General features: G+C 74.3%; 24 protein-coding genes and 1 pseudogene. 14 read left to right on the top strand and 11 right to left on the bottom strand.

Features of this window, described 5'->3' with window-relative positions:
• Nucleotides 1–153 precede the first annotated feature (153 nt).
• The 8 genes from AB0F71_RS22225 to AB0F71_RS22190 all read left to right on the top strand — a co-directional run bounded on the left by AB0F71_RS22225 (nucleotide 154) and on the right by AB0F71_RS22190 (nucleotide 6,461).
• On the top strand, nucleotides 154–666 hold the full coding sequence (locus AB0F71_RS22225) for a DUF2269 domain-containing protein (RefSeq protein WP_360237149.1): 513 nt from the start codon (nucleotides 154–156) through the stop codon (nucleotides 664–666).
• Between the two features lie 70 nt (nucleotides 667–736).
• Nucleotides 737–1,921 (top strand): RNA-guided endonuclease TnpB family protein, encoded by a 1,185-nt coding sequence (locus AB0F71_RS22220; RefSeq protein ID WP_360237147.1) that lies wholly within the window; start codon nucleotides 737–739, stop codon nucleotides 1,919–1,921.
• Nucleotides 1,922–2,110: 189 nt separating this feature from the next.
• Nucleotides 2,111–2,269 carry a hypothetical protein gene (locus AB0F71_RS22215; protein ID WP_360237145.1) on the top strand — a complete coding sequence of 53 codons (159 nt, stop codon included), beginning with the start codon at nucleotides 2,111–2,113 and terminating at the stop codon, nucleotides 2,267–2,269.
• A 63-nt stretch (nucleotides 2,270–2,332) separates the two neighbouring features.
• Nucleotides 2,333–3,340: an MsnO8 family LLM class oxidoreductase gene (locus tag AB0F71_RS22210; protein WP_360237143.1), complete on the top strand. Its 1,008-nt coding sequence runs from the start codon at nucleotides 2,333–2,335 to the stop codon at nucleotides 3,338–3,340.
• A 635-nt stretch (nucleotides 3,341–3,975) separates the two neighbouring features.
• Nucleotides 3,976–4,359 carry a hypothetical protein gene (locus AB0F71_RS22205; protein ID WP_360237141.1) on the top strand — a complete coding sequence of 128 codons (384 nt, stop codon included), beginning with the start codon at nucleotides 3,976–3,978 and terminating at the stop codon, nucleotides 4,357–4,359.
• Between the two features lie 79 nt (nucleotides 4,360–4,438).
• Nucleotides 4,439–5,485, top strand: a complete 1,047-nt coding sequence (locus AB0F71_RS22200) for a transcriptional regulator (RefSeq protein WP_360237139.1) — start codon at nucleotides 4,439–4,441, stop codon at nucleotides 5,483–5,485.
• 82 nt (nucleotides 5,486–5,567) lie between these two features.
• Nucleotides 5,568–5,963, top strand: a complete 396-nt coding sequence (locus AB0F71_RS22195) for a roadblock/LC7 domain-containing protein (RefSeq protein WP_360237138.1) — start codon at nucleotides 5,568–5,570, stop codon at nucleotides 5,961–5,963.
• Between the two features lie 123 nt (nucleotides 5,964–6,086).
• On the top strand, nucleotides 6,087–6,461 hold the full coding sequence (locus AB0F71_RS22190) for a hypothetical protein (RefSeq protein ID WP_360237137.1): 375 nt from the start codon (nucleotides 6,087–6,089) through the stop codon (nucleotides 6,459–6,461).
• 71 nt (nucleotides 6,462–6,532) lie between these two features.
• Here AB0F71_RS22190 and AB0F71_RS22185 read toward each other — a convergent pair whose 3' ends face one another.
• The 7 genes and pseudogenes from AB0F71_RS22185 to AB0F71_RS22155 all read right to left on the bottom strand — a co-directional run.
• Nucleotides 6,533–6,949 (bottom strand): DUF6188 family protein, encoded by a 417-nt coding sequence (locus tag AB0F71_RS22185; protein WP_360237135.1) that lies wholly within the window; start codon nucleotides 6,947–6,949, stop codon nucleotides 6,533–6,535.
• Nucleotides 6,930–8,159 carry an NUDIX hydrolase gene (locus AB0F71_RS22180; protein WP_360237133.1) on the bottom strand — a complete coding sequence of 410 codons (1,230 nt, stop codon included), beginning with the start codon at nucleotides 8,157–8,159 and terminating at the stop codon, nucleotides 6,930–6,932. Before AB0F71_RS22180 ends, AB0F71_RS22185 begins: the two co-directional genes overlap by 20 nt.
• A 208-nt stretch (nucleotides 8,160–8,367) precedes the next feature.
• The gene (locus tag AB0F71_RS22175) at nucleotides 8,368–9,252 is read right to left on the bottom strand and encodes an SGNH/GDSL hydrolase family protein (RefSeq protein ID WP_360237131.1); all 885 of its coding nucleotides are present in this window, start codon (nucleotides 9,250–9,252) and stop codon (nucleotides 8,368–8,370) included.
• The gene (locus AB0F71_RS22170; RefSeq protein ID WP_360237129.1) at nucleotides 9,227–10,423 is read right to left on the bottom strand and encodes a glycosyltransferase; all 1,197 of its coding nucleotides are present in this window, start codon (nucleotides 10,421–10,423) and stop codon (nucleotides 9,227–9,229) included. The genes AB0F71_RS22175 and AB0F71_RS22170 overlap by 26 nt, the downstream gene beginning before the upstream one ends.
• Nucleotides 10,420–11,736: a glycosyltransferase family 1 protein gene (locus AB0F71_RS22165; protein ID WP_360237127.1), complete on the bottom strand. Its 1,317-nt coding sequence runs from the start codon at nucleotides 11,734–11,736 to the stop codon at nucleotides 10,420–10,422. Before AB0F71_RS22165 ends, AB0F71_RS22170 begins: the two co-directional genes overlap by 4 nt.
• Before the next feature lie 154 nt (nucleotides 11,737–11,890).
• Complete coding sequence (locus tag AB0F71_RS22160) at nucleotides 11,891–12,079, bottom strand: DUF1508 domain-containing protein (RefSeq protein ID WP_360237125.1); 189 nt, start codon at nucleotides 12,077–12,079, stop codon at nucleotides 11,891–11,893.
• 177 nt (nucleotides 12,080–12,256) lie between these two features.
• Nucleotides 12,257–12,941 (bottom strand): annotated as a pseudogene (locus AB0F71_RS22155) (helix-turn-helix transcriptional regulator); the annotation flags it as partial.
• Between AB0F71_RS22155 and AB0F71_RS22150 the strand changes: the two are divergent.
• The 3 genes from AB0F71_RS22150 (at nucleotide 12,897) to AB0F71_RS22140 (ending at nucleotide 16,631) form a co-directional block, all read left to right on the top strand.
• The gene (locus AB0F71_RS22150; protein WP_360237217.1) at nucleotides 12,897–13,532 is read left to right on the top strand and encodes an SDR family oxidoreductase; all 636 of its coding nucleotides are present in this window, start codon (nucleotides 12,897–12,899) and stop codon (nucleotides 13,530–13,532) included. The pseudogene AB0F71_RS22155 and the gene AB0F71_RS22150 overlap by 45 nt on opposite strands.
• A 241-nt stretch (nucleotides 13,533–13,773) precedes the next feature.
• Nucleotides 13,774–15,186 carry a hypothetical protein gene (locus AB0F71_RS22145; RefSeq protein ID WP_360237123.1) on the top strand — a complete coding sequence of 471 codons (1,413 nt, stop codon included), beginning with the start codon at nucleotides 13,774–13,776 and terminating at the stop codon, nucleotides 15,184–15,186.
• 95 nt (nucleotides 15,187–15,281) lie between these two features.
• On the top strand, nucleotides 15,282–16,631 hold the full coding sequence (locus AB0F71_RS22140; RefSeq protein ID WP_360237121.1) for an MFS transporter: 1,350 nt from the start codon (nucleotides 15,282–15,284) through the stop codon (nucleotides 16,629–16,631).
• Here the strand turns inward: AB0F71_RS22140 and AB0F71_RS22135 are convergent.
• Nucleotides 16,628–17,296 (bottom strand): TetR family transcriptional regulator, encoded by a 669-nt coding sequence (locus tag AB0F71_RS22135; RefSeq protein WP_360237119.1) that lies wholly within the window; start codon nucleotides 17,294–17,296, stop codon nucleotides 16,628–16,630. The genes AB0F71_RS22140 and AB0F71_RS22135 overlap by 4 nt on opposite strands.
• A gap of 143 nt (nucleotides 17,297–17,439) precedes the next feature.
• Here AB0F71_RS22135 and AB0F71_RS22130 point away from each other — a divergent pair, with 143 nt between their 5' ends.
• Nucleotides 17,440–18,339, top strand: coding sequence for an SDR family NAD(P)-dependent oxidoreductase (locus AB0F71_RS22130; RefSeq protein WP_360237215.1), 900 nt, complete (start codon nucleotides 17,440–17,442; stop codon nucleotides 18,337–18,339).
• Nucleotides 18,340–18,369: 30 nt separating this feature from the next.
• On the opposite strand, the gene AB0F71_RS22125 is transcribed toward AB0F71_RS22130, so the two are convergent.
• Nucleotides 18,370–19,875 carry an amino acid permease gene (locus AB0F71_RS22125; protein ID WP_360237117.1) on the bottom strand — a complete coding sequence of 502 codons (1,506 nt, stop codon included), beginning with the start codon at nucleotides 19,873–19,875 and terminating at the stop codon, nucleotides 18,370–18,372.
• A 349-nt stretch (nucleotides 19,876–20,224) separates the two neighbouring features.
• On the opposite strand from AB0F71_RS22125, the gene AB0F71_RS22120 reads away from it, so the two are divergent.
• Nucleotides 20,225–20,449, top strand: a complete 225-nt coding sequence (locus AB0F71_RS22120) for a hypothetical protein (RefSeq protein WP_360237115.1) — start codon at nucleotides 20,225–20,227, stop codon at nucleotides 20,447–20,449.
• A 188-nt stretch (nucleotides 20,450–20,637) separates the two neighbouring features.
• On the opposite strand, the gene AB0F71_RS22115 is transcribed toward AB0F71_RS22120, so the two are convergent.
• Nucleotides 20,638–22,728 (bottom strand): MMPL family transporter, encoded by a 2,091-nt coding sequence (locus tag AB0F71_RS22115; RefSeq protein ID WP_360237113.1) that lies wholly within the window; start codon nucleotides 22,726–22,728, stop codon nucleotides 20,638–20,640.
• A 169-nt stretch (nucleotides 22,729–22,897) separates the two neighbouring features.
• On the bottom strand, nucleotides 22,898–23,839 hold the full coding sequence (locus AB0F71_RS22110; protein WP_360237111.1) for a deoxyribonuclease IV: 942 nt from the start codon (nucleotides 23,837–23,839) through the stop codon (nucleotides 22,898–22,900).
• A 325-nt stretch (nucleotides 23,840–24,164) separates the two neighbouring features.
• Between AB0F71_RS22110 and AB0F71_RS22105 the strand changes: the two genes are divergently transcribed.
• Nucleotides 24,165–25,244 carry a right-handed parallel beta-helix repeat-containing protein gene (locus AB0F71_RS22105; RefSeq protein WP_360237109.1) on the top strand — a complete coding sequence of 360 codons (1,080 nt, stop codon included), beginning with the start codon at nucleotides 24,165–24,167 and terminating at the stop codon, nucleotides 25,242–25,244.
• Nucleotides 25,245–25,277 lie beyond the last annotated feature (33 nt).

The following is a 25,277-nucleotide window of genomic DNA, read 5'->3' as shown; positions in this document are numbered from 1 at the left end:
GGGTACTCCCCGGGGAGGCGGTCGGCCGCGGCGACGCCGGGGCACGTACTCGCCAGGGAGTAGCCGAGGTTACTTCCGCCGTCAGATGCCCGATGAGGGGCGGGCGGGGGAGTCTGGGCGCGTCATCGTGACCCAGACTCGAAGGAGGTACCCGTGCCCCCGTCCACCGAAGCCGTCGCGGCCCCCGGCGCTGGGCGGCGGTCCGCCGGCCGCCGGCTGTCGCCGGGAGCGCGCAAGCGCCTGGTGGTGCTGCACGTCGTCGTCTCGGTGAGCTGGCTGGCCCTGATGCTCTGCCTGCTCACCCTGGCGGTGACGGCCCTCACCACCGACGACGCCGACCGGCTGAGAACGGCCTACCGGGCGATGGGCCTGCTCGGCGACGCGCTCGTCCTGCCGCTGAGCCTGCTCACCTTCCTGAGCGGGGTGGCGCTGGGGCTCGGCACGTCCTGGGGCCTGTTCCGGTACTACTGGGTGAGTACCAAGTTCTGGCTGACGCTCGGTGCGATGGTGGCCTCGGTCTTCGCCCTCACCGCCCGGCTGCACGACGCGGTCCGGGTGGCGGACGCCCACCCGACCGGCCCCGTCCCGGTGGCGGAGCTCGGGTCGTCCGCTACCGGATCGAATCGCAGTGCGCCGGGCTTCAGCCCGGTGGTGAAGCGATTCTGAACCCTGATCTGACCTGGGCGTTCGCTCCTTCCCGCACTGTTGTCAGTGCCACCCGATAGGTTGATCCATCGTGCAGCTCAGGTACCGGTTCCGGATTGACCCGACGACGGGTCAGCGCATCGCGCTGGCCCGCGCGTTCGGGTGTGCCCGGACCGTGTACAACGACGGGCTCAGGCTGTGTCTGGACGCGGACGAACGCGGGGAGAGGATCCCGAGCGTCGCGGCGCTGTCCAGGATGGTCGTGACCGAGGCGAAGAGGACACCGGGGCGCGTCTGGCTCGGTCAGGTGTCCGCGGTGGTGCTCCAGCAGGCCGTGCGGGACCTTGGTACCGCCTGGTCCAACCACTTCGCGTCCCGCAAGGGCACCCGCAAGGGGCCGAAGATCGAGCAGCCGTCGTTCAAGTCGAAGAAGGACCGGCGCGATGCGATCCGGTTCACCGCGAACGCCCGCTTCAAGATCACCGACGACGGTCGGCTGCGGCTCCCTGCGATCGGCGACGTGAAGGTGGTCTGGTCGCGTCGGCTCCCGTCGGATCCGTCGTCGGTCACCGTCATCAAGGACCTCGCCGGACGGTACTGGGCCAGCTTCGTCGTGGTCACCGATCCCGCCGCCGACCTCCTTCCCGAGGCCGACACGGACTGCGGGATCGATCTCGGACTCAAGCACTTCGCCGTCCTGGACGACGGCCGGAAGATCGACCACCCGAAGTGGCTGCGCCGCGCCGAGAAGAAACTCAAGAAGGCGCAGCGTCAGCTGTCCCGCAAGGTCAAGGGCAGCAGCAACCGCGACAAGGCCCGCATCAAGGTCGCCCGGCAGCACGCCCGCGTTGCGGACGCCCGCCGGGACTGGCAGCACAAGCTGAGCACTCGACTGATCGGCGAGAACCAAGCCGTGTACGTCGAAACGCTCGGCATCCACGCCATGGCCAGGACGAACAAGGCCAAGTCCGTCCACGACAGCGGCTGGGCGCAGTTCGTCAGCATGCTGGAGTACAAGGCCGCCAAGGCCGGACGGCTGCTGATCAAGGTGGACCGGGACTTCCCCTCCACCCAGCGCTGCTGCGCCTGCGGACACAGGACCGGACCCAAGGGGCTGCCCGGTCTCAGGATCCGCGAATGGACCTGCAGCAACTGTCAGGTCCACCACGACCGCGACACCAACGCGGGCATCAACATCAGGACCGAAGGCCGCCGCATCCGGGCGTCCCTGACCCAGCACCACATACCGGGGGACGTACCGGCCCTCACCGGGTAACCGAGTGAGGTAAACGCCTGCGGAGCCCTGGAAGACCACCGGTCGGTCATCGGCGGCATGGGCACAACCCCACCCCGAACGGGCGGGAGGAACCAGGAACCGACCGCCACACCCCGCGCAGCGATGCCGCGCGGAGCGTGGCAGGCAATCCCCGGCATTCATGCCGGGGAGATCGGGAGTCAAAACGCGGTGATCGTCCCGGCGGTGGCCCTGGCGCTCTACCTGTTCAACGTGATCCTCTCGGTGTACAAGCCCTGGGGCCGCCGCAAGGCCGCGGGCGCGCGTCCGGGCCGAATACCCGGCGCCTCGGGCGCGGCCGGGCCCGGCCCGGGGTCCGAGGGCCGGTGACGGCGTGCCCGGGCACACCGGCCCGGGGAATGCCCGTACGGCGGGTGGGCGTTGTCCACCCACGTGACCAGCGCTACGCCCGCGACCAGGCTCTCCGTCCTCGACCGCTCCCGGACCAGGCAGGGCGAGGAGCCGGCGCAGGCGCTGCGCGACACCGTGGCCTTCGCCCGTGAGATCGAGCGGCTGGGCTACCACCGCTTCTGGGTCTCCGAGCACCACGGCGTGCCCGGGGTGGCCGGGTCGGCGCCCACGGTCCTCGCGGCGGCGGTCGCGGCGGCCACCCGCCGGATCCGGGTCGGGACCGGCGGGGTGATGCTGCCCAATCACCAGCCCATGGTGGTGGCCGAGCAGTTCGGGGTGCTGGCGGCGCTGTTCCCGGGCCGGATCGACATGGGGCTCGGCCGCTCGGTGGGCTTCACCGACGGCGTCCGGCGGGCGCTCGGGCGGGAGAAGGACGCGGCCGACGACTTCGGCGGCCAGCTGACCGAGCTGCTCGGGTACTTCGACGGCACCCAGCAGGTGCACCGCGGCGTTCACGCCCGCCCGGCCGAGGGCCTGCACGTGCCGGCCTTCGTACTGGCCACCGGCGCGGGTGCCGAGCTGGCCGCCGAGGCCGGGCTGCCGCTGGTGATCGCCGCCGCGCGCGGGGAGGAGCGGATGCTCGCCGCCCTCGACGGCTACCGCAGCCGCTTCCGCCCCTCCGCGCAGTCCGCCGAACCGTATGTGGTGGTCTCGGGCACGGTCGCGGTGGCCGAGACCGAGGAGCAGGCCCGTGACCTCCTCCTCCCGGAGGCCTGGGCCGGCGCCTACTCCCGCACCCACGGGGAGTTCCCGCCGCTGGCCCCGGCCGCCGAGATCCGGGCGCGCACGATGAGCCCGCGTGAACGGGCGGCCTTCGAGCAGTCGCTCAAGGGCCACATCGCGGGCACCCCGGAGCAGGCGGCCGCCGAGCTGTCCGCCCTGGTGGCGCGCACCGGTGCGGACGAGGTCCTGATCGCCACCAGTACCTACGACCGGACCGCCCTGCTCGACTCGTACCGACTGCTCGCCGAGGCCGTCGGTCAGCTCTGACCCGCTGCGGCCCGGCGCCCGCCCCACCGTTGTCCGGGCGTCCGGGCGGATTTCTGACCAGCCCTGCTGACCTGCTACTGTTCTTCTCGTCGAGGGGAAATGATCTTCCGAAGCGGAGGATCCCAGGAACCCTCGAACATGCGTCAGCGGTGCTACCAGAGCACGTCCTACTTTCAGTAGGAAGAGTCCGTGCGACCCGGGCCTGGCGCTCCATCCGAAGGGGCCCGTTCCGTCAAGGAACGGGCCCCTTCGTCATGTACGGCTGCGCCCCGCTCGCCCGCACCCCGCCCGGCCGTACCCCGCCCTCGGCGCCGGCGTGCGCCGAGGCCTCTTATCGCACTTTCGCTTTCGAAACTCCGGGCCCCGATCCGGTATCGGTCAAGGTCCCGTGCCAGGTGGCCGACGAGTGACGGTCGGTGGCGGCTGACCGGCCAGCAGTTTTGCCGCTCCGGTAGGGGCGGCGCATCGTCGCACCTTGGCCGGAAGTCGCTGTAGCTGGTGTGAATATGCCATTGGAATGTTCGTCAGATGGAATCCGGCAGTAGCCTTCCGTGTCGAACCTGCCACTGCTGGTGGCGATCCGGCCGGATCTGCGCTGCGCCCGGCCACCCAGACCCCCCCTCGAAGGAGCCGGTGTGCCGGGTATCGACGAATGTCTCTCCGGAGCGATGGCGATCGCCGGAGCCCGCTCGGCGAGCCTGGTCGACTGGAGCAGCGGACTCGCCCTCGGCAGCCTGGGCGAAAGCCCGGTCGGCGAACACGAGACCGCCGCCGCCGAGGCAACCGACCTGGTGCGCGCGGCTGTTGAGAGCCAGACCTTCACCGCGGCGGAGGACCGGCGCTCGCCGTTGGAGGACATCATCGTCACCGCGGGCCGCAGCTACCATCTGATCCGCTTCATCGACACCGCCTTCGACAGCCGGCTCGTCCTGCACCTCTGGCTCGACCGCGAGTCGGGCAATCTCGCCGTCGCCCGGTTCCGCCTCCAGGCCCTCGTCGAGGACCTGGTGCTGGGGTGAACACGGGGCCAGCACCGAGCGTCGCATTCCGGCCAGCCCTCCGGCCAGCCCTCCGGCCAGCCCTCCGGCGGTGGCCCGCGTGACCGCCGCGCCGCCCCTGGCGGAACCCGCCGACCACCACGTCCAGCCCACCGCGCCGAGGTCCCCGGGCGAGGCCGTCGCCCTGCTCGCCGCCCGCCGCGCCACCGGGGCCCTGCGCGGCCCGCTCGGCATCCTGTGGCTGGTCGACGGGAAGGTGACCGCCGCGGAGTCCCCCCGCGCGCCCGGCCTGGCCGACCTGCTCACCGGCTGCGGTCGGCTCACCCCCGAGGCGTGGGCCGACCTCCTGCACCGCCACGGCCCGCACGGGCGGGTCGGCGAGGTACTGGTCGACCGGCAGCTGCTCACCCGCGGTGAACTCGAACTCGGCCAGCTGGGAACGCTGTTCGACGCCGCCTACTTCGTCCTCGCCGACCGGACCGGCGGCACCTGGTGGTTCGAGTCCGAGGCCCGGCACTGGCTGGGCACGGTGACGCCGGTCGACCCGGCGCGGCTCGGCCGCGAGGTCGAGCGCCGGCGCCAACTCCTCGACCGGATCTGGCCCTGGCCACAGCTCGACACCGCGCCGGTACGGCCGGTCGAGCACAGCAGGCGCCCCTCCCACCGCCCGCCCGGGCGTCGGCGGCGCGAACTGCTGGACCACGCCGACGGCCGAAGAACCCCGGCGGACCTGGCCCGGCTGCTCGGCCGCTCCGGCTTCGGCGTGACGGCGGACATCCGCCGCCTGGCCGCCGCCGGACTGCTCGACACCCCTCGGCACGCCGCTCCGATCGCCGAACCCGTCCCGTCGGCCGCCGAACCCGCCCGACCGGCCGCCGAACCGGGCCCGTCGGCCGCCGTGCCCGCCAGACCTGGCGGCGGCCTGCACCGCAGGGTCCCCGGCGCCACCCTCCGCGGCCTCCCGGGCCCCGGCCCCGTAGCCGCCGGAGACCTCGCGGTCCCCGTAGCCCCCGCCGTCCCCGTAGCCCCCGCCCCCACGCGCTCCGACCGACCGCCCACCACGGCAGCGGCCCACCCGCTGACCGTCCCCGACCCGGACATCGCGCTGCTGACCCGGGTCCGAGACCTTCTGGAGGCCCGACTTTGAGTCACTCCCCGCCCGCGACCCCGCCGTACCGGCCATGAGGCGGGCACTCAAGCAGCGTGTCGGAAGGAGACAACTGATCGCCTTGGAGACCGAGCTGCTCGCCGAACTCCGCGCCGTCAAACGTCGCGTCCCGCACCTCGCGGGCGGGCTGGTGGCCAGCGTGGACGGCCTGTTGGTCGCGCACGACACCCACGGGACCGAACCCTCGGGCCTGGCCGCGATGACGGCGGCCTCGCTCTCGCTCGCCCAGCGGCTCGCCGACACCACCGGGCAGGGGGAGTTCCGCGAGTCCGTGGTGCGCGGTGAGCACGGCTACGTCGCCACCTACGCGGCCGGCGGCAGCTGCGTGCTGACCCTGCTGGCACTTCCGGACGTCAACGTCGGCCGGCTCCACCTGGAGGCCCGCCGCAGCGCCCGGCACATCGCCGAACTGCTCAACGACGCCCTGGTGCCGAAGGATCCGCGCGACGCGCTCTGAGCTGTCCCGGACCGTCCCGGACCGTCCGGTCCCGGACCGGACCGGACCCTCGCCCACCCCTGTACCAGCCAACCGACCTACCCACCGACCCACCGACTCACCGACCCACAGGAGTTGATCAGAATGACCGACGCAGCCGGCGCGCTCAAGCAGGCCATGACCGTCATCGAGGGCGCCATCGGCGCGGCCCTGGTGGACTACAACAGCGGCATGGCGCTCGCCACCCTCGACGGCCCCGGCGGCCTGGACCTCAACGTCGCCGCGGCCGGGAACACCGACGTGGTGCGCGCCAAGATGCGCACCATGGACATGCTCGGCCTCCAGGACGGCATCGAGGACATCCTCATCACGCTGAGTAGCCAGTACCACCTGATCCGCCCGCTCACCGGTCGCACCGGCAAGGGCCTGTTCCTCTACCTGGCGCTGGACAGGAGCCGCGCCAACCTGGCGATGGCCCGCCACCAGCTGGTCAGGATCGAGGCCGACCTGGAGGTCTGACCGGGCACCGGCACGGCACCGGCACGGCCCCGGCGGCGGCTCACACCCCGCCGGGCCCCGCCCCGTCCGGCTCACACTTCGCCGGGCCCCGCTTCATCCTGCTCAGCCCACTGGACCTCCCCGCCGGCCAGCCCCGCGCAGACCGCCCCCTCGGCGGTCAGCACGCTCCACGGCGCGAGCACCGCGTGCGGCGGGACGGACAGTTCACCGCCCTCCGTGAAGCCCAGCTCCAGGCCGCCGGCCAGGGTGATCCGGGCGGTGCCGACGGTCCGGCCGACCAAGGCCTGCAGGGTGGGCGTCGGCCGGAAGGTGAGCTCGGGGAAGAAGTGCCCGACCTCCTCCGGCCTGGTGAAGGACGGCGCCGCGAAGCGGAACTCGTGCACCACCCGTACGGTCACCGGCCCGTCGAGCCGCAGGTCCAGCCGGTCGCCCCCGCTGACCGCCTCGACCGTCCGGCCGGCCAGCACCTCAGTGATCGTGTTCTGCATGCTCCCAGTCTTCACCCGCCGACGCGTTCCCAACCACGGGACCGACCGGCCGCCCGCGCACCAGCTCGACCGGCCCGCCCGCCCGCTCCCGGGCGGCGAGGGAGGCGGCCACCCGGTCCCAGGACGGTCCGGAGAGCAGCGTCCGCGCCTCGGCCGGGTCGCACAGCCGCCACTCCACCAGCTCCTGCTCCTGGAGTGCGATCGTGCCGAGCAGTTCCTCCGTCACCGCTCCGCCGTCGTAGACGTACACCAGCACGGCGGTGTCCAGGCCGGTCGCCGGATCGGCCCCGGGATCGGCCGTCGTCCCCGGCTGCCAGTCCAACGCCAGCAGCCGCCCGGGCTCGACCTCCCAGCCCAGTTCCTCGCGGATCTCCCGCTCCGCCGCCGTGCGGGGCGTCTCCCGGTCCGCCTCCACCCCGCCGCCCGGCAGCGTCCAGTACGGCACCATCCCGCGCGGCCCGTCCCACGGCCGCAGCCGCACCAGCAGCACCCGCCCGTCGCCGTCCGTGAACAGTGCCCGCGCCTTCGCCCGGATCCGGGGCCGGGTGGCGTAGTAGGTGTCCCGGTCCATCGGCGGTTCCGGCGGCTCCGGCGATTCAGGTGACTCCGGCGGCCCCGCCGACTCCGACGGCTGCCCCGCGCCCGGTACCAGCCCCGGCGCGGCGGCCAGCCCGGTGTACTCCGGTACGGGCCCCTCGGCGGGCAGCACCCCCAGGGTGTGCCCCACCGGCCGGCTGTCCTCCAGCTCCAGCGGCCCGGCCTCCCGCGGCGCCCGCAGGCAGGCCGCCACCCGGCGGGACAACCGCGGCGGCAGGGCGTGCCCGGCCTCCTCCGCCGTCAGCCAGACCCAACCGCCGACCTCCGCCGCGTCCGGCCGGATCGCCGACACCTGTTCCGGTGTCAAGGCCTCGGCCCAGTACAGGTACGCCACGATGGGCGGCCGACTCGGGGACATCGCCCAGTCGACGCACGCCAACGGTCCCAGTCGGGGTGTGAACCCCAGTTCCTCGGCGATCTCCCGCACGGCCGTCTCCCGCGGCGACCGGTCCGCGGGCTCCCACCCGCCACCCGGGATCGCCACCGGATGCTTCCGGTCGTACGGCAGCCGCACCACCAGCACCCGCCCCCGCCCGTCCGGGAACAGCACCCCGGCCGCCGCCATCGCCTCCCGCCCCGTCACACCCGACGCCTCCACCCCGACACCCTCCACCCCGACTCCCTTCACCCGCTCGTCTCCCGGGGGACGACATCCCCACGCGCCCGATGGTTCCCACCCACCCCCCACCTCGATCACCACCCAGGAGTGACACACCCCCCGTCGGGGCCGCACCGGCGAGCAGCCACCCAACCCCGTGTCCCGCCCGGCATCAGCGCCCCCGCGCCCCCGACGCCGACCAGCCACCCCGCCCGCTGGACCATCACCCCAGCGAGGCCAGGGCCTGGGCCGCCGCTCGGGCCATCTGCTCGTCGTGGCGGGCGCTCGATCCGCGGAGGCGGGCGGCGCCCTCGACCGCCGCGAGGGCGAGCAGTCCCGGGAGGAGGTCGGTGCTGCGGGCGGCGAGCCAGCGGGTGCCGCGGGTGGCCATCCACCACAGGTCGGCGGCGAGGCCGGGCGGGGGTTCGGCGGGGTCGGCGCCGGGTGGTGGGCCGAGCGGGTGGCCCCGGGTGTGGAGCAGTTCGTGGAAGCGGCGGGCGATCAGGTGGTGTCCTTCGGCACTGGGGTGGAGGCGGTCGACGCTGAGCAGGCCGCGTTGCTCGCACCAGGGCAGTTCGGCGATGTGCAGGTGGACGGCCCGGTGCCTGGCGGTGAGGGCGTGGACGACGGTGTTGACGGCGCGCATCCGCCGGGCCAGCGGTCGGGCGAGCGGGGCGGGGAGCCGGAGGAGGGTGCCGGGGTCGGGCAGGCAGGCGGTGAGCAGTACGGCGCCGTGGCCGGAGAGTTCGCCGAGGGTGGCGTCGAGTTCCCGGGTGGTGCGGTGGATGTCGAAGCCGGCCCGTAGGGTGTCGTTGCCGCCGACCAGGACGGCCGCCAGTTGGGGCCGCAGGGCGAGTGCTGCCGGTAGTTGACGGCTCGTCAGATCGGCGGTCAGTGCGCCGCTGTACGCCAGGTTGGTGAACTCGACGTCCTGCCCCTCGGGTGCCAGTGACCGGGCGAGGACGGCGGCCCAGCCGCGCCACTGTTCGCCGACCTGGTCCCCGACGCCCTCCGTGAGCGAGTCGCCGAGCGCGACGAAGCGCAGCAGTTCGCCTGCCGTGGGCCGGTCGTCGGCGGTCCGGTCAGGCCCCGCGTCGAGCACGCTCATCCCAACTCCTCTCCGTGGCCTCGGAGTTGCGGACTCCGTGCGCGGCCAGGAAGGCGGCCACCGCGGCCGGCCAGCCGTACCGTTCGGCCTGGGCCCGGGCGGCGGCCCGCCGGGCCTGCTCCGGGCGGCGGAGCAACTCCGTGACGGCGGCGGCGAATCCGGCCCCGGTGTCGGCGGCGGCCGCCCCGGCGAGCCCGATCAGGCCGGGCAGGGCGGAGGAGCGGCTGACCGCGACCGGGGTGCCGCAGGCCAGTGCCTCCAGCGCGGCCAGCCCGAAGGTCTCCACCGGTCCGGGGGCCAGCACCACGTCCGCGCAGCCCAGCAGCGCGGCCAGCTCGGCCCGCCCGTTCAGGTGCCCGAGGAAGCGTACGGGCAGCCGCAGTCGGGCGGCCCGGGCGGCGAGCCGTGGCCGCAGCGGTCCGGTCCCGGCCACCACCAGGACGGCGGGGAGCCCCCGCGCCCGCAGCCGGGCCAGTGCCTCGACGGCGCGTTCGGGGCGCTTCTCGGCGGAGAGCCGGGAGCAGAGCACCAGCAGGACGTCCTCGGGCGCCGCGTACCGGGCCCGTTCCACCACCCGTACGGCCGTGGGCAGCGGGCGCATCGCCGCCAGGTCGACCCCGAGCGGGGCCCGGACCAGGTTGGGCACGCCGATCCGGCGGAACTCCGCCGCCGCCCAGTCGGTGGTGCACAGCACCGAGTCGTAGCCGCGGGCGGTGGCCGCGTTGAGCCGGTCGGCGGCCGCCGCGGCGAGCGGGCCGGGCAGGCCCCAGGTCCGCAGCACCCCGGTGGCGCTCTCGTGCGAGACCATCACCGAGCGGACCCCGTGCCGACGGGCCCAGGCGCCGGTCCAGCGCAGGGTGGTGCGGTCGGAGACCTCCAGTCGGTCGGGGCCGAGCCGGGTCAGTTCGGCGGCGACCGCCCGTCGGTCGGCGAGCAGCCGGTAGCCGCCGCTGGCGGGGAGCACCGGGCCCGGCAGGGTGATCACCAGGCCCTGTTCGGTGTCCTCCTCGGTGCGCCGTTCGCCGGGCACGATCAGTACGGGCCGGTGTCCGGCGGCCCGGTACCCGGCGCCCAGGTGGCGCAGCGCGGTGCGCAGGCCGCCGGAGACCGGGGTGACGAAGTTGGCGAGCCGCACGATGGTCAGCGGCCCGCCGCGGGGCGGCGGGGTCATGCGGGCAGCTCCTCCGGCAGGACCGGCACCACCGTCCCGGCCGGTGTCCCCAGTGACCCGGGCCCGACCTCGGCCTCGGCCCCGGCTCCGCCTCCGCCGCCGACCCCGCCGCCGGCCCCGGCCCCGACTCCGATTCCCGCAGGCGAAGGCGAAGGAGCCACCCCCACCCCCCGGTGCTCCGCCAGCACCTCGGCGTAGTGCCGCAGCAGCAGGTCCCCGACCGCCTCCCAGGTCCGGGCGGTCACCTCGGCCCGCCCGGCCTGCCCGTACGCGGCCCGCCGGGCCGGGTCGGCGGCCAGTTCGGCGACGGCCCGGGCGACCGCCGCGCCGTCGCGGGGCGGCACCAGCAGTCCGGTCCGGTGATGGGCCACGAGGTCGAGCGGGCCACCGGCGGCCGGGCCGATCACGGGGACACCGCTGGCCATCGCCTCCTGGATGGTCTGGCAGAAGGTCTCCAGCGGCCCGGTGTGGACGAACACGTCGAGGGTGGCGAAACATCGCGCGAGTTCCTCGCCGGTGCGGCGCCCGAGGAACACCGCGCCGGGCATGGCGGCCCTGAGGCCGGGCGCCGAGGGGCCGTCCCCGACCACCACCACCCGCACCCCGGGCAGGGCGGACGCGGCGGCCAGCAGATCGACCCGCTTCTCGGGCGCGAGCCGCCCGACGTACCCGACCAGCACCTCCCCGCCGGGGGCGAGGGCCCGGTGCAGCGCCTCGTCCCGGTGCCGGGGGTGGAAGCGCGCCGAGTCCACGCCGCGCGGCCACAGCTGGACCCGGGGCACCCCGTGCGCGGTGAGGTCCTGGGCGGCGGGGGTGGACGGCGCCAGCGTGCGGGCGGCGGCCCGGTGCACGGCCCGGATGCGTCGCCAGGCGGCGGCCTCGCCGAGCCCGCGCCCGGCCCGGTAGGCGTGGGCGTACCCGGCGAGGTCGGTCTGGTAGACGGCGACGGCGGGTACGCCGAGCCGGGCCGCGACCTGCATGCCGCGCGCGCCCAGCACGAACGGGCTGGCCAGGTGGACGATGTCGGGCCGGTGCCCGGCCAGGGCGGCGGCCAGCTGCCGGCTCGGCAGGGCGATCCGCACCTGCGGGTACCCGGGCAGCGGCACCGACGGGATCCGCACGACGGGGATCCGCTCCGCGTCGGCGCCGGAGCCGAAGGTCTGCGGCGGGCACTGGGCGCCCCGAGCCGGTGCGGGGGTGACGACGAGGGGCCGGTGGCCCCGGCGGAGCAGGTGCTCGGCCGTCCGCAGCACGCTGTGGGCGACTCCGTTGACCTCGGGAGGGAAGGATTCGGTGACGATGGCGACGCGCATGCCTGTGTTGTGTCCGCGCACGGCGTGCACCCGGCCAAAGGGATCTGTCGTACAAGCGAACGCGGGTCGGCGATTTGCACCGCCGACCCGCGGGTCGTCCTACCGTGGTCCCTCGGCCGGCCCTCCGGGGTCCGCCGCGGACCCCGCCGCCGCCTCAGGCGGACCCGGCCGTCTCCTTGAGCTCCGCGTACGGCGCGAGCTTGCGGATCGACTCGATGCTCTTCAAGCAGTCGTCCTTGCTCTCCTGCGGGTCACTGGTCACCACGACGGACCCGTTGCTCGCCTTGAGCCGGAACCGGTGCATCCCGCTCTCGTCCGTGTACAGCTCGAACTTCCCAGCCATGCCGTCAACAGCCTTTCGCTCGACAACCCCCTGGCACCGCACCGTAGGCCCAAATCCATTGGAGCGCTCGCCAGTTGACCCAGCCGGGTGGCGACCGTTCGAGTCGCGGAGCCGGGTGCCGTCCGGCCGCCGGATGAGCTGGACGAGACGCCGATGCCGATGGAGCCGGCTTCCGGCCTACCCGGCGCCCCGGTCCGTGGTGGCGCGCAGGGACCCGAGCAGGCCGAGGGCCTGGGCGCTGGAACTGCCGGGCTCCGCCTGGTACACGACCAGCTGCTGGCCGGGGGGCGTCGCGCACGTCGAAGGCCTGGTAGGTGAGGGTCAGCCGGCCGACGTCCGGGTGGAGGAAGTGTTTGGCCTCCTGGGTCTTGCCGCGCACCGCGTGGGCGTTCCACAGCCGGGTGAACTCGGTGCTGCGGTCGGTGAGGGTGCGGACGAGCTCCCGCAGCCGGGGGCTGTCCGGGTCGAGCCCGGCGGCCTGCCGCAGGTGGCCGACGACGGCTTGGGCCGTGTGGCCCCACCGTTCGTGGAACTGCCGGCCCGCCGGGTCGAGGAAGGCCATCCGGGCGAGGTTGTCCATCCGCCCGAAGGGTGAGTGCAGGGCCTGGGCCAGGGCGTTGGCGGCCAGGACGTCCAACGTCCGGTTGATGACGAACGCCGGGGCGGTCGGGTAGCCGTCCAGCAGCTGCCGCAGGGCGGGGCCGACCAGGTCGGTGGTGTGGGCGAACCGGTTGCCCGGCACCGTCCCCGCCAGCTGGTGCAGGTGCGCGTGCCCGTCCGGGTCGAGCCGCAGGGCCCGGCCGAGCGCGTCGAGGACCTGGGCCGACGGGTGGCGTTCGCGCCCCTGTTCCAGGCGGGTGTATTCACCGCCGCGGGCGGCACCGCGGCGTTCCGGCGTCTCGACGTCACGGACGCCGCCGACGTCCGGGCCTTCGTGTCCGCCGCCCGTGAGCGCTACGGCCGGGTCGACGTCCTGGTCAACAACGCCGGCGTGATGCCGCTCTCGCCCCTGGCGGCGCTGAGGACGGACGAGTGGGACCGCATGATCGACGTGAACCTGCGGGGAGTCCTGCACGGCATCGCCGCCGCGCTGCCCGTGATGCGGGCCCAGGGCGGCGGGCACGTCGTGAACATCGCGTCCGTCGGCGCGTACGAGGTCTCGCCCACCGCCGCCGTCTACTGCGCCACCAAGTTCGCTGTCCGCGCGATCTCCGAAGGGCTGCGCCAGGAGTCGGCCGGAGACGTCCGGGTCACCCTCGTCTCTCCCGGTGTGACCGAGTCCGAACTCGCCGAAGGCATCTCCGACCCCGCCGCGAGGGAGGCCATGAAGGCGTACCGCGCGGTGGCCATCCCGGCCTCCGCGGTGGCGGAGGCCATCGCCTACGCCGTGTCCCAGCCCCGGCAGGTCGACGTCAACGAGCTCGTCGTCCGGCCTGCGGCGAGCGCCCAGTGACCCGAGTGACCGTGCACGTCGGCGGGCGGGCCGACGCAGAGGGACCGCCGCGGACGGACCGTTGCAGGCGGATCGGTGCAGGCGGACCCGTGCGCGTTCGGCCCCTCACTCGATCTGACGAACCGCGCGCTGCGCTCCACCGAGTCGTCCGCAGGGGGCTGGATACTCCGGGATCACGTGTGTGCACCGGCCGTGGCGGGGCGCGGGCACACGTCTCCCATCTGCGGAAGGACACCGGATCATGCAGTCGATTCCCGGCCCCGGCAGCCCCGGCGGCGAACAGGGCACGGTCGGCGGGCCGACCGGCGCGACCACCACCACGGTCATGCCGGCCCGCCCCCACGTGCCGTCCCCGGACGGGCCCAGGACCGGCGGGTACACCTGGCCCGGGCTGGACGAGGAGTTCACCCGGAAGGTCGTCGAGATCGCGCGGACGGCCGAGGGGCGCGAGCTGGCCGAGTCGCAGGTCTTCGAGATCGTCCGGGCGCAGCCGCAGCCGCAGGGACTGCCGCTGCGGGTGCGCCCGCAGCTGCGCCACGAGCTGGACGCGTTCGTCGCCTCGTACCACCGGGTGATCGAGGCGGTGGTGGCCGCCTGGGAGCACGACCGCCACCTGCGCGAGGTGCTGACGCTTCCCCAGGTGCTGCACGACCACGTGGCCGCCGCCCGCGATACCCGGGTGCACCTGCTGCGGATCGACCTGCTGCCCCAGGCCGACGGCACGCTGCGGGTGCTGGAGACCAACGCCAACTGCCCCGGCGGCCTGCCCGGGGCCGGCCGGGGCCGTTCGGCCTGGCGGCCGCTGCTGGCCCGGCACGGCGTCGAGGTGCCGGGCCCGCTGCCGGCCGACGACCCGCTCTGGCCGGGGAGTTGGCTGCTGCGCCTGGCGGAGCAGCACACCGGCACCCGTCCGGAGACGGTGGCCCTGCTCTGCCCGGACGGCAGCTACCGCGCCGACACCCGTGACTACGACACCGCCCTGACGGCCCTGGGCGTCCGGGTCCTGCACGCGGACCCGCGCGAACTCTCGCTCGACGGGCGCCAGGGCGTCGCCGTACGCGGGGAACCGGTGCGGCACGCGTTCGCCAAGGTCGGCATCCAGGACCTGCTGCGGATGGGCGACGACGCGGCGCCCTACCTGGAGGCCGTACGGGAGGGGCGGCTGTTCGTGCAGAACGGGCTGCGCGGGCGCCTGATCGGCGACAACAAGCTGTGCCTCGCCGTGCTCTCCGACCCGCACTTCGCCCACCTCTTCGACGCCGCCGACTACCGCCGGGTCCGCCCGGCGATCCCGTGGTCGCGCAACCTCGCGCACTGCGACGCCGCGACGCTGCGCGCCGTCCTCCGCGACCGCGACCGCTACGTCCTCAAGCGCCCGCTGGACACCCGCGGCAACGGCGTGGTGATCGGCCGGGAGGCCGCCGACGCACCGGCCTGGGAGGCCGCCGTCGACCTCGCGGGCACCGAGGGCTGGCTCGTCCAGGAGTACGTGACCAGCCCCCACCTCCTCGGTGTCGTGGACGGGCCGGCTCCCCGCCACGACGTGGCCCTGGGCGCCGTCGACGGCCGTCTGGTCTCGGCCTTCTCCCGCGCCGGCCACGGGGAGCGCCACAACGTCGCGGGCTCCGGACGGCCGCACCCGCTGTACCTGTGAACCGGCCGGGCGAGGTGGTGCCACCCACGGGTTCGCAGCGGGAGCTCCCCGCGCCCGGGCGGCCGGTGCCCGACCGGAGGCGAGGGAGCGTGGACGTGGACCTCGACGTGGGCGGGGCGATCGTAGGCTCCGACTCGGGCCCGGCCCCGGCTGCTCCCGCCCGGCGGCCCCGGCCCCGGCCCCGCCCGCCGGTCGGCGTCAGCGTCTGGCGGCAACGGAACTTCCAGGTCCTGTGGTCGGCGCACACCGTCAGCGAGTTCGGGACGCGGATCACGTTCTTCGTCATTCCCGTGCTCGCCCTGACGACCCTGTCCGCCTCGACCGGCCAGCTGGGGCTCGTCTCGGCGATGGAGTCCCTGCCGTTCCTCCTGGTCGGCCTGCCGGCGGGCGCGCTGCTCGACCGGTGGGACCGCCGGCGCGTGATGGTCGTGGCGGACGTCGGCCGGGCCGCGGCCATCGCCCTGCTGCCGGTCGCCCACCTGGCGCGGGTGCTGAGCGTGCCGCTGCTCTGCGCGGTCGGGTTCGCCATCGGGCTGTGCACGGTGTTCTTCGACATCGCCGACCAGGCGTTCCTGCCGACGGTCGTGGCGCGGCAGCAGACCCCGGACGGCAACAGCCGGCTCGAGTTCTCCCGCTCGACGGCGGAGCTGGCGGGCCCCAGCATCGGCGGCCTGCTGTTGCAGAGCGTCGCGGCGCCCCTGGTCCTGGTCGTCAACTCGGTGAGCTACCTGGTGTCCGCGCTGCTCCTCTGCCTCATCCGGACGCCCCGGGTGCCGCTGCCGCGGACGAGCACCAGGATGCGCACCCGGATCGCCGAGGGGCTGCGGTTCGTCTTCCGCCACCGGACCCTGCGCTCGCTGACCCTGGCCACGGGCATCAGCAACCTCGTCGGCCTGAGCGGCGCGCTGGGGGCCGTCCTGACCGCGTACGCGCTGCGCGACCTGCGGCTCTCGCCGGGGGAGCTCGGGCTGGCCCTGAGCGTGGGCAACTGCGGGGCGCTGCTGGGGGCCGCGCTCAGCGGCCGGGTCATCAGGCGCGTCGGCCTCGGCCCCGTCCTGGTCGCGGCCAAGTCCATGTCGGGGATCGCCGCGCTGGTGCTCGCGACCGCGGCGCCGGCCCGTGCCGTGCCGACCTTGGGCGTCGCGACCGGCATCATGGCCTGCGGCATCACCGTCTACAACATCGGCCAGGTGAGCCTGCGCCAGGCCATCACCCCCACCGGTCTGCAGGGCCGGATGAACGCCTCCGTCCGGTTCGCCATCTGGGGCACCCGCCCGCTCGGGGCACTGGCCGGCGGCTACCTCGGTTCGGTTCTCGGCACCCGCCCCACGCTGTGGACGATCGCCGGGATCGGCCTGCTCTCCTGCCTGCCCCTGATCGCGACCGAGGACCTCCGGAGGCTGCGGGTCTTCCCGTCCCGGCCCGAGCTACCGGACACTCCCTAGCCCTCGGACTTCCCGGCCAGCCCGGTGATCGTCGCGGTGAGGATGCGGGCGAGCCGGGGTTCGACCTCGACGACGGCGTGGGCGAGGCGGGGGTCGCTGCGGTAGAGGGCGGCGACCTCGGGGCCCGGGTTGGCGATCTGCCACATGGCGCCGGCGAGGGAGACGGCGGTGGCGATCAGGTCGAGGACGTCCTGGTCGTCCAGGGCGGGCAGCTGTTCCTGGACCGCCGCGGTGATCGGCTCGCGGGCGGCGACGGTGGCGAGTTTGAAGTCGCGGACGGCGGCGACGGAGACATGGCGTTCGAGGTTGAGCGGCGCGTGGGCGAGCAGGTCGCAGAAGCTTCCGCGGTCCGCGAGGGTGCCCGCGAACGCTTGGGCGACGGTCGCCGGGCTCGGGTCCCGGGTCTCCCGCAGCCGTGCGGTGAGGGCCTGCGACCACTCGGCCCAGCCCTCGGCGGTCAGCCGCAGGAAGATCTCCTCGCGGGTCTCGAAGTACCGCAGCAGCGCCGACTTGTGCATCCCGACGGCGGAGGCGATGTCGGTCAGGGTGATCTCCCTGATGCCGCGCTCACGGCCGAGTGCCGCGGCCGCCTCCAGGATCGACGCCTCGCGTCGGCGCTTGGCCTCGGGCGAGCGTGCGCGCTGGAACTCCGGTGCGTCTGCCATCCACCCATGGTAGAGCAACGCTGTTGCCGTAATACCGCAACGGCGTTGCACTATTAACGCAACAGTGTTCTACTAATGGCACGGAGCGGAACGCGACGGAGGGCGGGATGAGCGACATGAGCGAGATGAGCGACATGACCCACATGGAGAGCACAGACACCGTGGAGCACGGCAAGGAGCAGGTCTGGTTCATCACCGGCAGCTCGCGCGGCTTCGGCCGGAGCCTGGTGCGCGCGGCGCTGGCGGCCGGCGACCTGGTGGTCGCGACGGCCCGACGGCCGGAGCAGCTGGCCGACCTCGTCGAGGAGTTCGGCGAGCGCGTCCGCCCGGTGGCGCTCGACGTGACCGATCCGGCGGCGGCCCGGGCGGCCGTCGCGCAGGCGCGGGCCGCCTTCGGCCGGATCGACGTACTGGTCAACAACGCCGGGTACGCCAACGTCTCGCCGATCGAGACCACCGAGGACGCCGACTTCCGGGCCCAGTTCGAGACCAACTTCTGGGGCGTCTACCACGTCACCAAGGCCGCGCTGCCGTTGCTGCGCGAGCAGAAGGGCGGCCTGGTGATGCAGTTCTCCTCGGTGGGCGGCCGGGTCGGCGGTTCGCCGGGCATCGCCTCGTACCAGGCGGCGAAGTTCGCCATCGACGGGTTCAGCCGCGTCCTGCGGGCCGAGCTCGCGCCGTTCGGCGTCAAGGTGCTGGTCGTCGAGCCCAGCGGCTTCCGGACCGACTGGGCCGGCTCCTCGATGGTCGTCCACGACGTCCCGGAGGCCTACGCGGAGACGGTCGGCGCGATCAACGAGCGGCTGCGGCAGGGCGGCGACGGCGCCGCCGGGGATCCGGACCGGGCCGCCGGGATCCTGGTGCGGATGGCCAGGCGCCACGACGTCCCCGATCACCTGCCCCTCGGGGTGAACGCGGCCGAGGCCTCGATCGCGCAGGACCGCCGGCTCCTGGAGCAGGACACCAGGTGGCGCGAGGTCTCCCGCTCGGCCGACTTCTCGGAGCCCTACCCGGTCGCCTTCCCGCCGGACTCCGAGCGGTGAACCCCGAGCGGTGAACCCCGACGTCGGCGGTCAGTTCACCTGCTCCTGCTCCTGCTCCTGCCCCTGCCCCTGCCCCTGGCGGTGGCGGCGGCCGGCCAGCCAGACGTAGACCAGGATCCCGGCGAACAGGAACAGCACGCCCTGGTAGACGGCGGCGTAGCCGGCCCCGGCCAGCAGCCAGATCGAGAAGGCGAAGGCGCCGAGGCCGAGCACCGCGTCGCGGACCAGGCGGGTGCCGTCGACCTTGTCGGTGGCGCCGCGGACCAGCCAGTACAGCTGGGCCGCGGTGGACAGCAGGTAGGGCACCACGGCGGTGAAGGTGGTGATCAGGACCAGTACGTCGAACGCGCCCTTGGCGCCGCTGGCGAAGTTGACCACGGTCAGCACCGAGGCGAGCGCCACGCTGACCAGCACGCCGAAGGTCGGCACGCCGCGCTTCTCCTTGCCGAAGGCGGCCGGGAACAGTCCGTCCCCGGCGGCCGCGTACGGCGCCTGGGCGGCCAGCAGGGTCCAGCCGTTGAGTGCGCCGGTCATCGAGACCAGCGCGGCGACGGCGATCACCGTGCCGCCCCAGGTGCCGCCGAACATGGCGTTCACGGCGTCCGAGAACGGCGCGCTGGAGTCGACCAGTTGCCGGTGCGCGACGGTGCCGAACACCGCGAGGGTGCCCAGCAGGTAGACCACCGCGGCGCCGCTGGTGCCGAGCACGCTGGCCCGGCCGACGTTGCGCTCCGGGTCGCGGACCTGTCCGGCGCTCATCGCGGCCGACTCGACGCCGACGTAGCTGAACATCAGGATCGCCGCGGCGGCCGTCATGCCGCCCATCCAGCCCTGGCCGCTGGCCTCGAAGGGCCCGACGTTCTTCGGGTCGAAGAAGAACAGTCCACCCACCGAGATCAGCAGCAGCGGGATGAACTTCAGTACGGTGGAGACGAGTTGGACCGCCCCGACGTACCGGGTGCCGGCCAGGTTGGCCAGTGCGGGCAGCCACTGCAGCGCCAGCGCGGCGGTGATCTCCAGCACGACGTCGTGGTGGATCGGCAGCAGTACGTCCAGGTAGCCGACGGCGGCCACGGCGAGCGCGGCGTTGCTGACCACGGCGGTGATCCAGTACGACCACGCCGACAGGAAGCCGGCGAAGTCGCCGAAGGCCTCGCGGGCGTAGACGTACGGCCCGCCGGTGCGCGGGTTGCGGCGGGCCAGCTGCCCGAAGACCAGCGCCAGCGCGATCGAGCCCACGGTGATGACGGCGAAGGCGAGCAGGCTGACCGTCCCGAAGGGCGCCACGGCGGCCGGGATCATGAAGATGCCGCCGCCGATGATGTTGCCCATCACCAGGGCGGTGGCGACGGGCAGCCCGAAGCGGCCGTTCTTCGACGGTCCCGCATCGACGTGGTCCGGGGTCTCCGGGCTGTTCGGTGACGTCGTCTGCCGGGTCGTCTGCGGGCTCGCCTGCCGGGTTGCGGCGGGGCTGGTCTGCATGAGGGTGGTGCGCCTTTCGTGGTCCTGCCTGCGCTCGGTGGAGCGACCGTTCATGCTCGGACCGGGCGGTACCTTGCGCCAAATCGACGGGATTTGTTCATTTCGCCCGGCGGAACACCGCAAGACTTGCGGTCGCGCGCCCGTCGGACCGGCACTCGTCCGGTGCGCCCCCGCGAGCGCGTTCGACCCGGAACGCGGGCGTACGAGCGCGTTCGTCCGGCCGGGGGAGATGTGTCACCCGAATGCCTCAGCGCGGTTGCGGCGCGCGCGCCGCCTGCGGGTTCGTGTGCCAACCTTGGCCCGGCGCCTCCCCGGTGGAGCGCCGCCCGGCCCGTCGGACCGGCTCGAACTGGCCGTTCGGGGGCGTGGGTTGACGACCAGAGACCAACCAAGAGGACATCAGATGTCGCTTCGTGGGAACATCCGCAAGTTCGCCGTGATCACCGTCGTGACGGGCGCTGCCGCCCTCGCCGCGCCGGCTCCGGCGATGGCGGCGTGGCACGCGTCGGACTCCTCGTCCAGCGCGAGCCTGGAGTCGGGCTCGGCCGGTGTCGGCCTCTTCGGCCCGCACGCCAGCTGGCTGAACGCCCACTCGCACAGCGAGGACGCCTGCATCGGCGACTGCTGACCGGCAGATCCGCAGCTGAGCCCGGGGACCGCCCACAGCGGTCCCCGGGCTCACGGCCGTCCGGTCCCCGGGCTCACGGCCGTCCGGACACCGGGCTCACGGCCGTCCGGACACCGGGCTCACGGCCGTCCGGACACCGGGCTCACGGCCGTCCGGGCGCCAGGCTCACGGCCGTCCGGAGACCGAGCTCACGGCCGTCCGGACACCGGGGGTGGAGCCGTTGCGCGGGACAGCCGCCCCGGCCACCACAGGTGCCGGTCCAGGTCCATGGTCAGCGCGGTGACCAGCACCGAGCGCACCACCAGGGTGTCCAGCAGCACCCCCAGCGCCACCGCGAACCCGATCTCGGCCAGCCCCACCACCGGCAGCGTCCCGAGCACCGCGAAGGTGCCGGCCAGGATCAGCCCGGCCGAGGTGATCACCCCGCCGGTCGCGGACAGCCCGATCAGCGCGCCCTGCCGGGTGCCGTGCCGGGCGGACTCCTCTCGCACCCGGGTCATCAGGAAGATGTTGTAGTCGATCCCCAGCGCGACCAGGAAGACGAAGACGAACAGCGGGAACGCGTTGTCCTCACCCTGGAAGTGGAAGACGTGCGCGAAGAACAGCGCGCTGATCCCGAGCGCCGCCGCGTACGACAGCACCACGGTCGCGATCAGCACCAGCGGCGCGGTGACGGCCCGCAGCAGCACGGCCAGGACCAGCAGCACCACGCCGAGCACCAGCGGGATGATCGCCCGGTTGTCGTCCCCGGCGGCCCGCCCGGCGTCCAGGACGACGGCGGTGTTCCCGCCGACCTTGGCGTCCGCCCCCGGTACGGCGTGCACGGCGGCGCGCACCCGGTCGACGGTGGCCTTGGCGGCCCGGCTGTCCGGCGGGTCGGCCAGGGTGGCCCGGAACAGTGCCCGCCCGTCCCGCACCACCGGCGGCGAGGTGGCCGCGACCCCGGCGGTGGACTGCGCGGCGGCCCGTACGGCCGGGGCGCCGGCCGCGGCGGAGACCACGGTGAGCGGGGCGCCCGTCCCGCCCGGGAAGTGCTGCTCCAGCACCTGCTGGCCGACCACCGAGTCCGGCTTGCCGGTGAAGGAGGCGGCCGTGCCGAGCCCGTTGGCGTTCAGCGAGACCAGCCCCACGCAGCAGGCCGCGAGCGCCAGCGCCGTCCCGACCCACACCTTGCGCGGCCGCCGTCCGATCCAGGCGCCGACGTGCGCCCAGCGGCCGGTCCGGGTCGGCTCCGGGGTGCCGTAGGCCGGGCTGACCGGCCAGAACACCCAGCGGCCGACGATCACCAGCAGCGCGGGCAACAGGGTCAGCATCGCGGCCAGGGCCACCACGACACCGATCGCCAGGACCGGGCCGAGGCCGCGGGTGGAGTTCATCCGGGCGATCAGCAGGCACAGCATCGAGGCGACCACGGTCGCCGAGGAGGCCAGCACGGCGGGCCCGGCCCGGTGCAGGGCGTACGCCATCGCCTCGTGCCGGTCCTGGTGCCGGCGCAGTTCCTCCCGGTAGCGGGCGGTGAGCAGCAGGGCGTAGTCGGTGCCCGCGCCCAGCACCAGGACGATCAGGATCCCGGCGCTCTGCGCGTTGACGGTCAGCCCGGCGTGCTTCGCCAGCAGGTAGATGAAGGCCTGGGCGACGGTCAGCGCACCGGCGGCGGAGAGCAGCGGCAGCAGCCACAGCACCGGGCTGCGGTAGGTGAGCAGCAGCAGGACGATCACCACGCCGACGGTGGCGGCGAGCAGCGAGCCGTCGATGCCCGCGAAGGCCTTGGCCTGGTCGGCGGCGATCCCGCCGGGGCCGGTGACATGGGTGGTCATACCGGGGCTGTCGGCGGCCGCGGTCCGCCGCAGGGTGTCCACGGCGGGTTTGAGGTCGTTCCAGCCGTTGGTGCCGACGTCGATCGGCACGATGGTCTGCATCGCCTGCCCGTCGGCGGACACCACCGGGCCGATCACCGGCCCGACCACGTGCGGGACGGCGGCGAACCCGACGGCCTGCCGGGCGGCCTCGGCCCGGTCGGCGGGGGTGATGCCGGTGGTCCGCTGGTAGACGACGACGGCCTGGGCGGTGTCCACCGGCTGGAAGGCCCGCTGCTCGTTCAGCACCTGGGTGGACTCGGCGCTGCCCGGCAGCCAACTGGACGCCTGGTTGTCCTCGGCGCCCATCAGCTTCCCGGCCGGCGGGCCCAGCACGATCAGCAGCACCAGCCACAGGGCCAGCACCACCCACTTGCCCCGACGCCCGCAGGGCAGCGCGGCCAGCTTCCGAGTCGTGGACATCCGCCCACCCCCAGGTGGCGATGGATCGTGCAGGTGGCGTGAACCGTTCCAGCCTGCCACCGCCCCGCCCGACCGGCAGCTCCGGAGGTCGGGCACTGAGACGGGGACCGTCGGACGCGGGCCGCCACGACGGGCACGGTCAGGACGGACACGGTCAGGACCAGGACGGTCAGACGGGCACGGCCGCCCGCTCGCGCAGCTCCCGCAGCACCGCGATGTCCATCGCGTGCCCGGTGCCGTCCCCGCCGTGCTTGCGGTCCGGGGTCTCCACCAGCAGCGGAACCCCGGCCGTCTCCGGGTGCTCGAACAGCTCGCGGAACGGCTCCGCGCCGATCATCCCGGCGCCGATGTTGGCGTGCCGGTCCTTGCGGGCGCCGACCACGTCCTCCGAGTCGTTGGCGTGGATCAGCCGGAGCCGGCCCGGACCGGCGGCCGAGGCCAGGGCGTCCAGTGCGGCCGTCACCCCGCCGGGGGCGGCCAGGTCGTGCCCGGCGGCGAAGGCGTGGCAGGTGTCCAGGCAGACGCCGACCTTGGGGTGCCCGTCCAGCGCCTCCACGTACTCGGCCAGCTGCTCCAGCCGTGAGCAGAGCGAGCTGCCCTGGCCGGCGGTCGGCTCCAGCAGCAGCCAGGGCGCGTCGTCGCCGAGCGCGTCCAGCTCGTCCAGCAGCGGCCGGACGTCGGCGCGCACCTGCGCCATCGCCTCGGCCCGGCGCGAACCGCCGCCGGGCGCGGTGCCGACCGCCGAGCCGGTGTGCAGCACGACGCCGAGCGCGCCGATCGCGTGGCCGCGGTGCAGCGAGTGCCGCAGCGAGTCGGCCGAGCGCTCCCGGGTGGCCGGGTTGTCCGAGCCGAAGTTGATCAGGTACGGCGCGTGCACCCAGGCCGGGATGCCCTGCTCGGCGCAGGCCGTACGGAACTCCTCGTCCTGGGCCGGGTTGCCCGCGGGCGTGGCCCAGCCGCGCGGGTTGGCCACGAACACCTGCACCGTCTCGGCCCCGACCCGGCTCGCGTACGCCAGGCCCGTCCCGGCCAGGCCCCGGCCGGCCACCGGGACGTGGGCGCCGATCGGGTTCCGGCGGGCGGCGGGGGTCGGTCCGGTCGTGGTGCTCATGCCCCCGAGGATGTCACGGGCCCGGGTGGCGACGGCGCGCGGGCCCGTCCCCGCGCCGGGTGCGCACGACACGCCGGGTGCGCACGACACGCCGGGGCGCGCCCGGCGGGAACGGTCGGACCCGTCCCAATGGCCGACGGCCCGTCAGTCCGGCAGCCCAGCCCTGGTGGCGGGCCCCCGGGGGCGACCGTACCGTCGACTCGGCCCTACTCACCGAACGTCACCACCCGCACACGCCGGGTCGGACCGTCCCCTCAGCCCTCCCGCAGCCGACCAGCGCGCCCACCGTCCCACGGCGCGCGCGCCGAAAGACAGGTCACCACTGATGCCCACGCGCCGGGTCCACCACCTCGCCGCGGCCACCGCCGCCGCCACCGCCCTGACCACCGCTCTCGCCACCCTGGCCGCCGCCCCCGCGGCCCGCGCCGCCGACGGCGCCCTCCACCTCGTCCACCCCGGAGAATCGATCCAGCGGGCCGTCGACGCCGCCGCCCCCGGCGACACCGTCCAGGTGCTGCCCGGCAGCTACCGCGGCAGCGTCCGCATCACCACCCCCGGCCTCACCCTGCGCGGCGCCGGAGCGGCCACCGAGATCATCCCCGGGGACGGCACCGAGAACGCCTGCGCCACCGCCGGGCACGGCGTCTGCGTGGTCGGCACCGAGCAGGCCCCGCTGCCCGGCGTCACCGTCGAGGCCCTCGCCGTCACCGGCTTCCGCAAGAACGGCATCGACGCCAGCGGCACCACCGGCCTGACCGTCCGCGCCACCTACGTCCACGACAACGCCCAGCAGGGCATCAGCCAGGAGATGTCCACCAAGGCCACCATCGTGGGCAACCGCTCCGTCGACAACGGCCAGTCCGGCGTCTTCCTCGCCAACTACGCCTACCGCGAGGGCGGCGCGCCCGACACCGGGGGCACCCTCGTCGACGGCAATGTGCTCACCGGGAACCGGGTCGGCGTCACCGTGCGCCGGCTGCGCGTGCTCACCGTCCAGGGCAACGAGATCAGCGGCAACTGCAGCGGCGTCTTCGTGGTCGGCGACGAGGGCGTGCCCCGCGCCGGGGACCTCGACGTCCGGCGGAACCGGGTGGTCGCCAACAACCGGTTCTGCCCGGCCAATCCGCGCCTCGGCGCCATCCAGGGCGCGGGCATCGTGCTCACCGGCACCGAGAACACCCGGGTGACCGACAACGAGGTCCGCGACAACGTCGGATCCACCGACTTCTCCGGTGGCATCGTCCTGGTCAAGAGCGCCGTCGGCATCCCCAACACCCGGGCCACCGTCGCCGACAACCGGCTGAGCGGCAACGGCCCGGCCGACCTGGCCGACCGGGACACCGGCGCGGACAACTCCTTCACCCGCAACACCTGCGCGGTCTCCCAGCCGTCCGGCCGCTGCTGACCCGCCCGTCGACGCCCCGCCGAGCCGCCCGCC

Source organism: Kitasatospora sp. NPDC028055 (assembly GCF_040637885.1).
GTDB lineage: Bacteria > Actinomycetota > Actinomycetes > Streptomycetales > Streptomycetaceae > Kitasatospora.
Note: the sequence above shows the minus strand (reverse complement) of the source record. Positions and strands in the feature narration are given on the sequence as shown.

Bases quoted from the DNA above. Each gene is read 5' to 3' on its own strand.
- AB0F71_RS22145 (WP_360237123.1), top strand. From the start codon at position 13,774: ATGCAGTCGATTCCCGGCCCCGGCAGCCCCGGCGGCGAACAGGGCACG.
- AB0F71_RS22175 (WP_360237131.1), bottom strand. From the start codon at position 9,252: ATGAGCGTGCTCGACGCGGGGCCTGACCGGACCGCCGACGACCGGCCC.
- AB0F71_RS22105 (WP_360237109.1), top strand. From the start codon at position 24,165: ATGCCCACGCGCCGGGTCCACCACCTCGCCGCGGCCACCGCCGCCGCC.
- AB0F71_RS22120 (WP_360237115.1), top strand. From the start codon at position 20,225: ATGTCGCTTCGTGGGAACATCCGCAAGTTCGCCGTGATCACCGTCGTG.
- AB0F71_RS22110 (WP_360237111.1), bottom strand. From the start codon at position 23,839: ATGAGCACCACGACCGGACCGACCCCCGCCGCCCGCCGGAACCCGATC.
- AB0F71_RS22130 (WP_360237215.1), top strand. From the start codon at position 17,440: ATGGAGAGCACAGACACCGTGGAGCACGGCAAGGAGCAGGTCTGGTTC.
- AB0F71_RS22160 (WP_360237125.1), bottom strand. From the start codon at position 12,079: ATGGCTGGGAAGTTCGAGCTGTACACGGACGAGAGCGGGATGCACCGG.
- AB0F71_RS22115 (WP_360237113.1), bottom strand. From the start codon at position 22,728: ATGTCCACGACTCGGAAGCTGGCCGCGCTGCCCTGCGGGCGTCGGGGC.
- AB0F71_RS22125 (WP_360237117.1), bottom strand. From the start codon at position 19,875: ATGAACGGTCGCTCCACCGAGCGCAGGCAGGACCACGAAAGGCGCACC.
- AB0F71_RS22135 (WP_360237119.1), bottom strand. From the start codon at position 17,296: ATGGCAGACGCACCGGAGTTCCAGCGCGCACGCTCGCCCGAGGCCAAG.
- AB0F71_RS22165 (WP_360237127.1), bottom strand. From the start codon at position 11,736: ATGCGCGTCGCCATCGTCACCGAATCCTTCCCTCCCGAGGTCAACGGA.
- AB0F71_RS22185 (WP_360237135.1), bottom strand. From the start codon at position 6,949: ATGCAGAACACGATCACTGAGGTGCTGGCCGGCCGGACGGTCGAGGCG.
- AB0F71_RS22190 (WP_360237137.1), top strand. From the start codon at position 6,087: ATGACCGACGCAGCCGGCGCGCTCAAGCAGGCCATGACCGTCATCGAG.
- AB0F71_RS22170 (WP_360237129.1), bottom strand. From the start codon at position 10,423: ATGACCCCGCCGCCCCGCGGCGGGCCGCTGACCATCGTGCGGCTCGCC.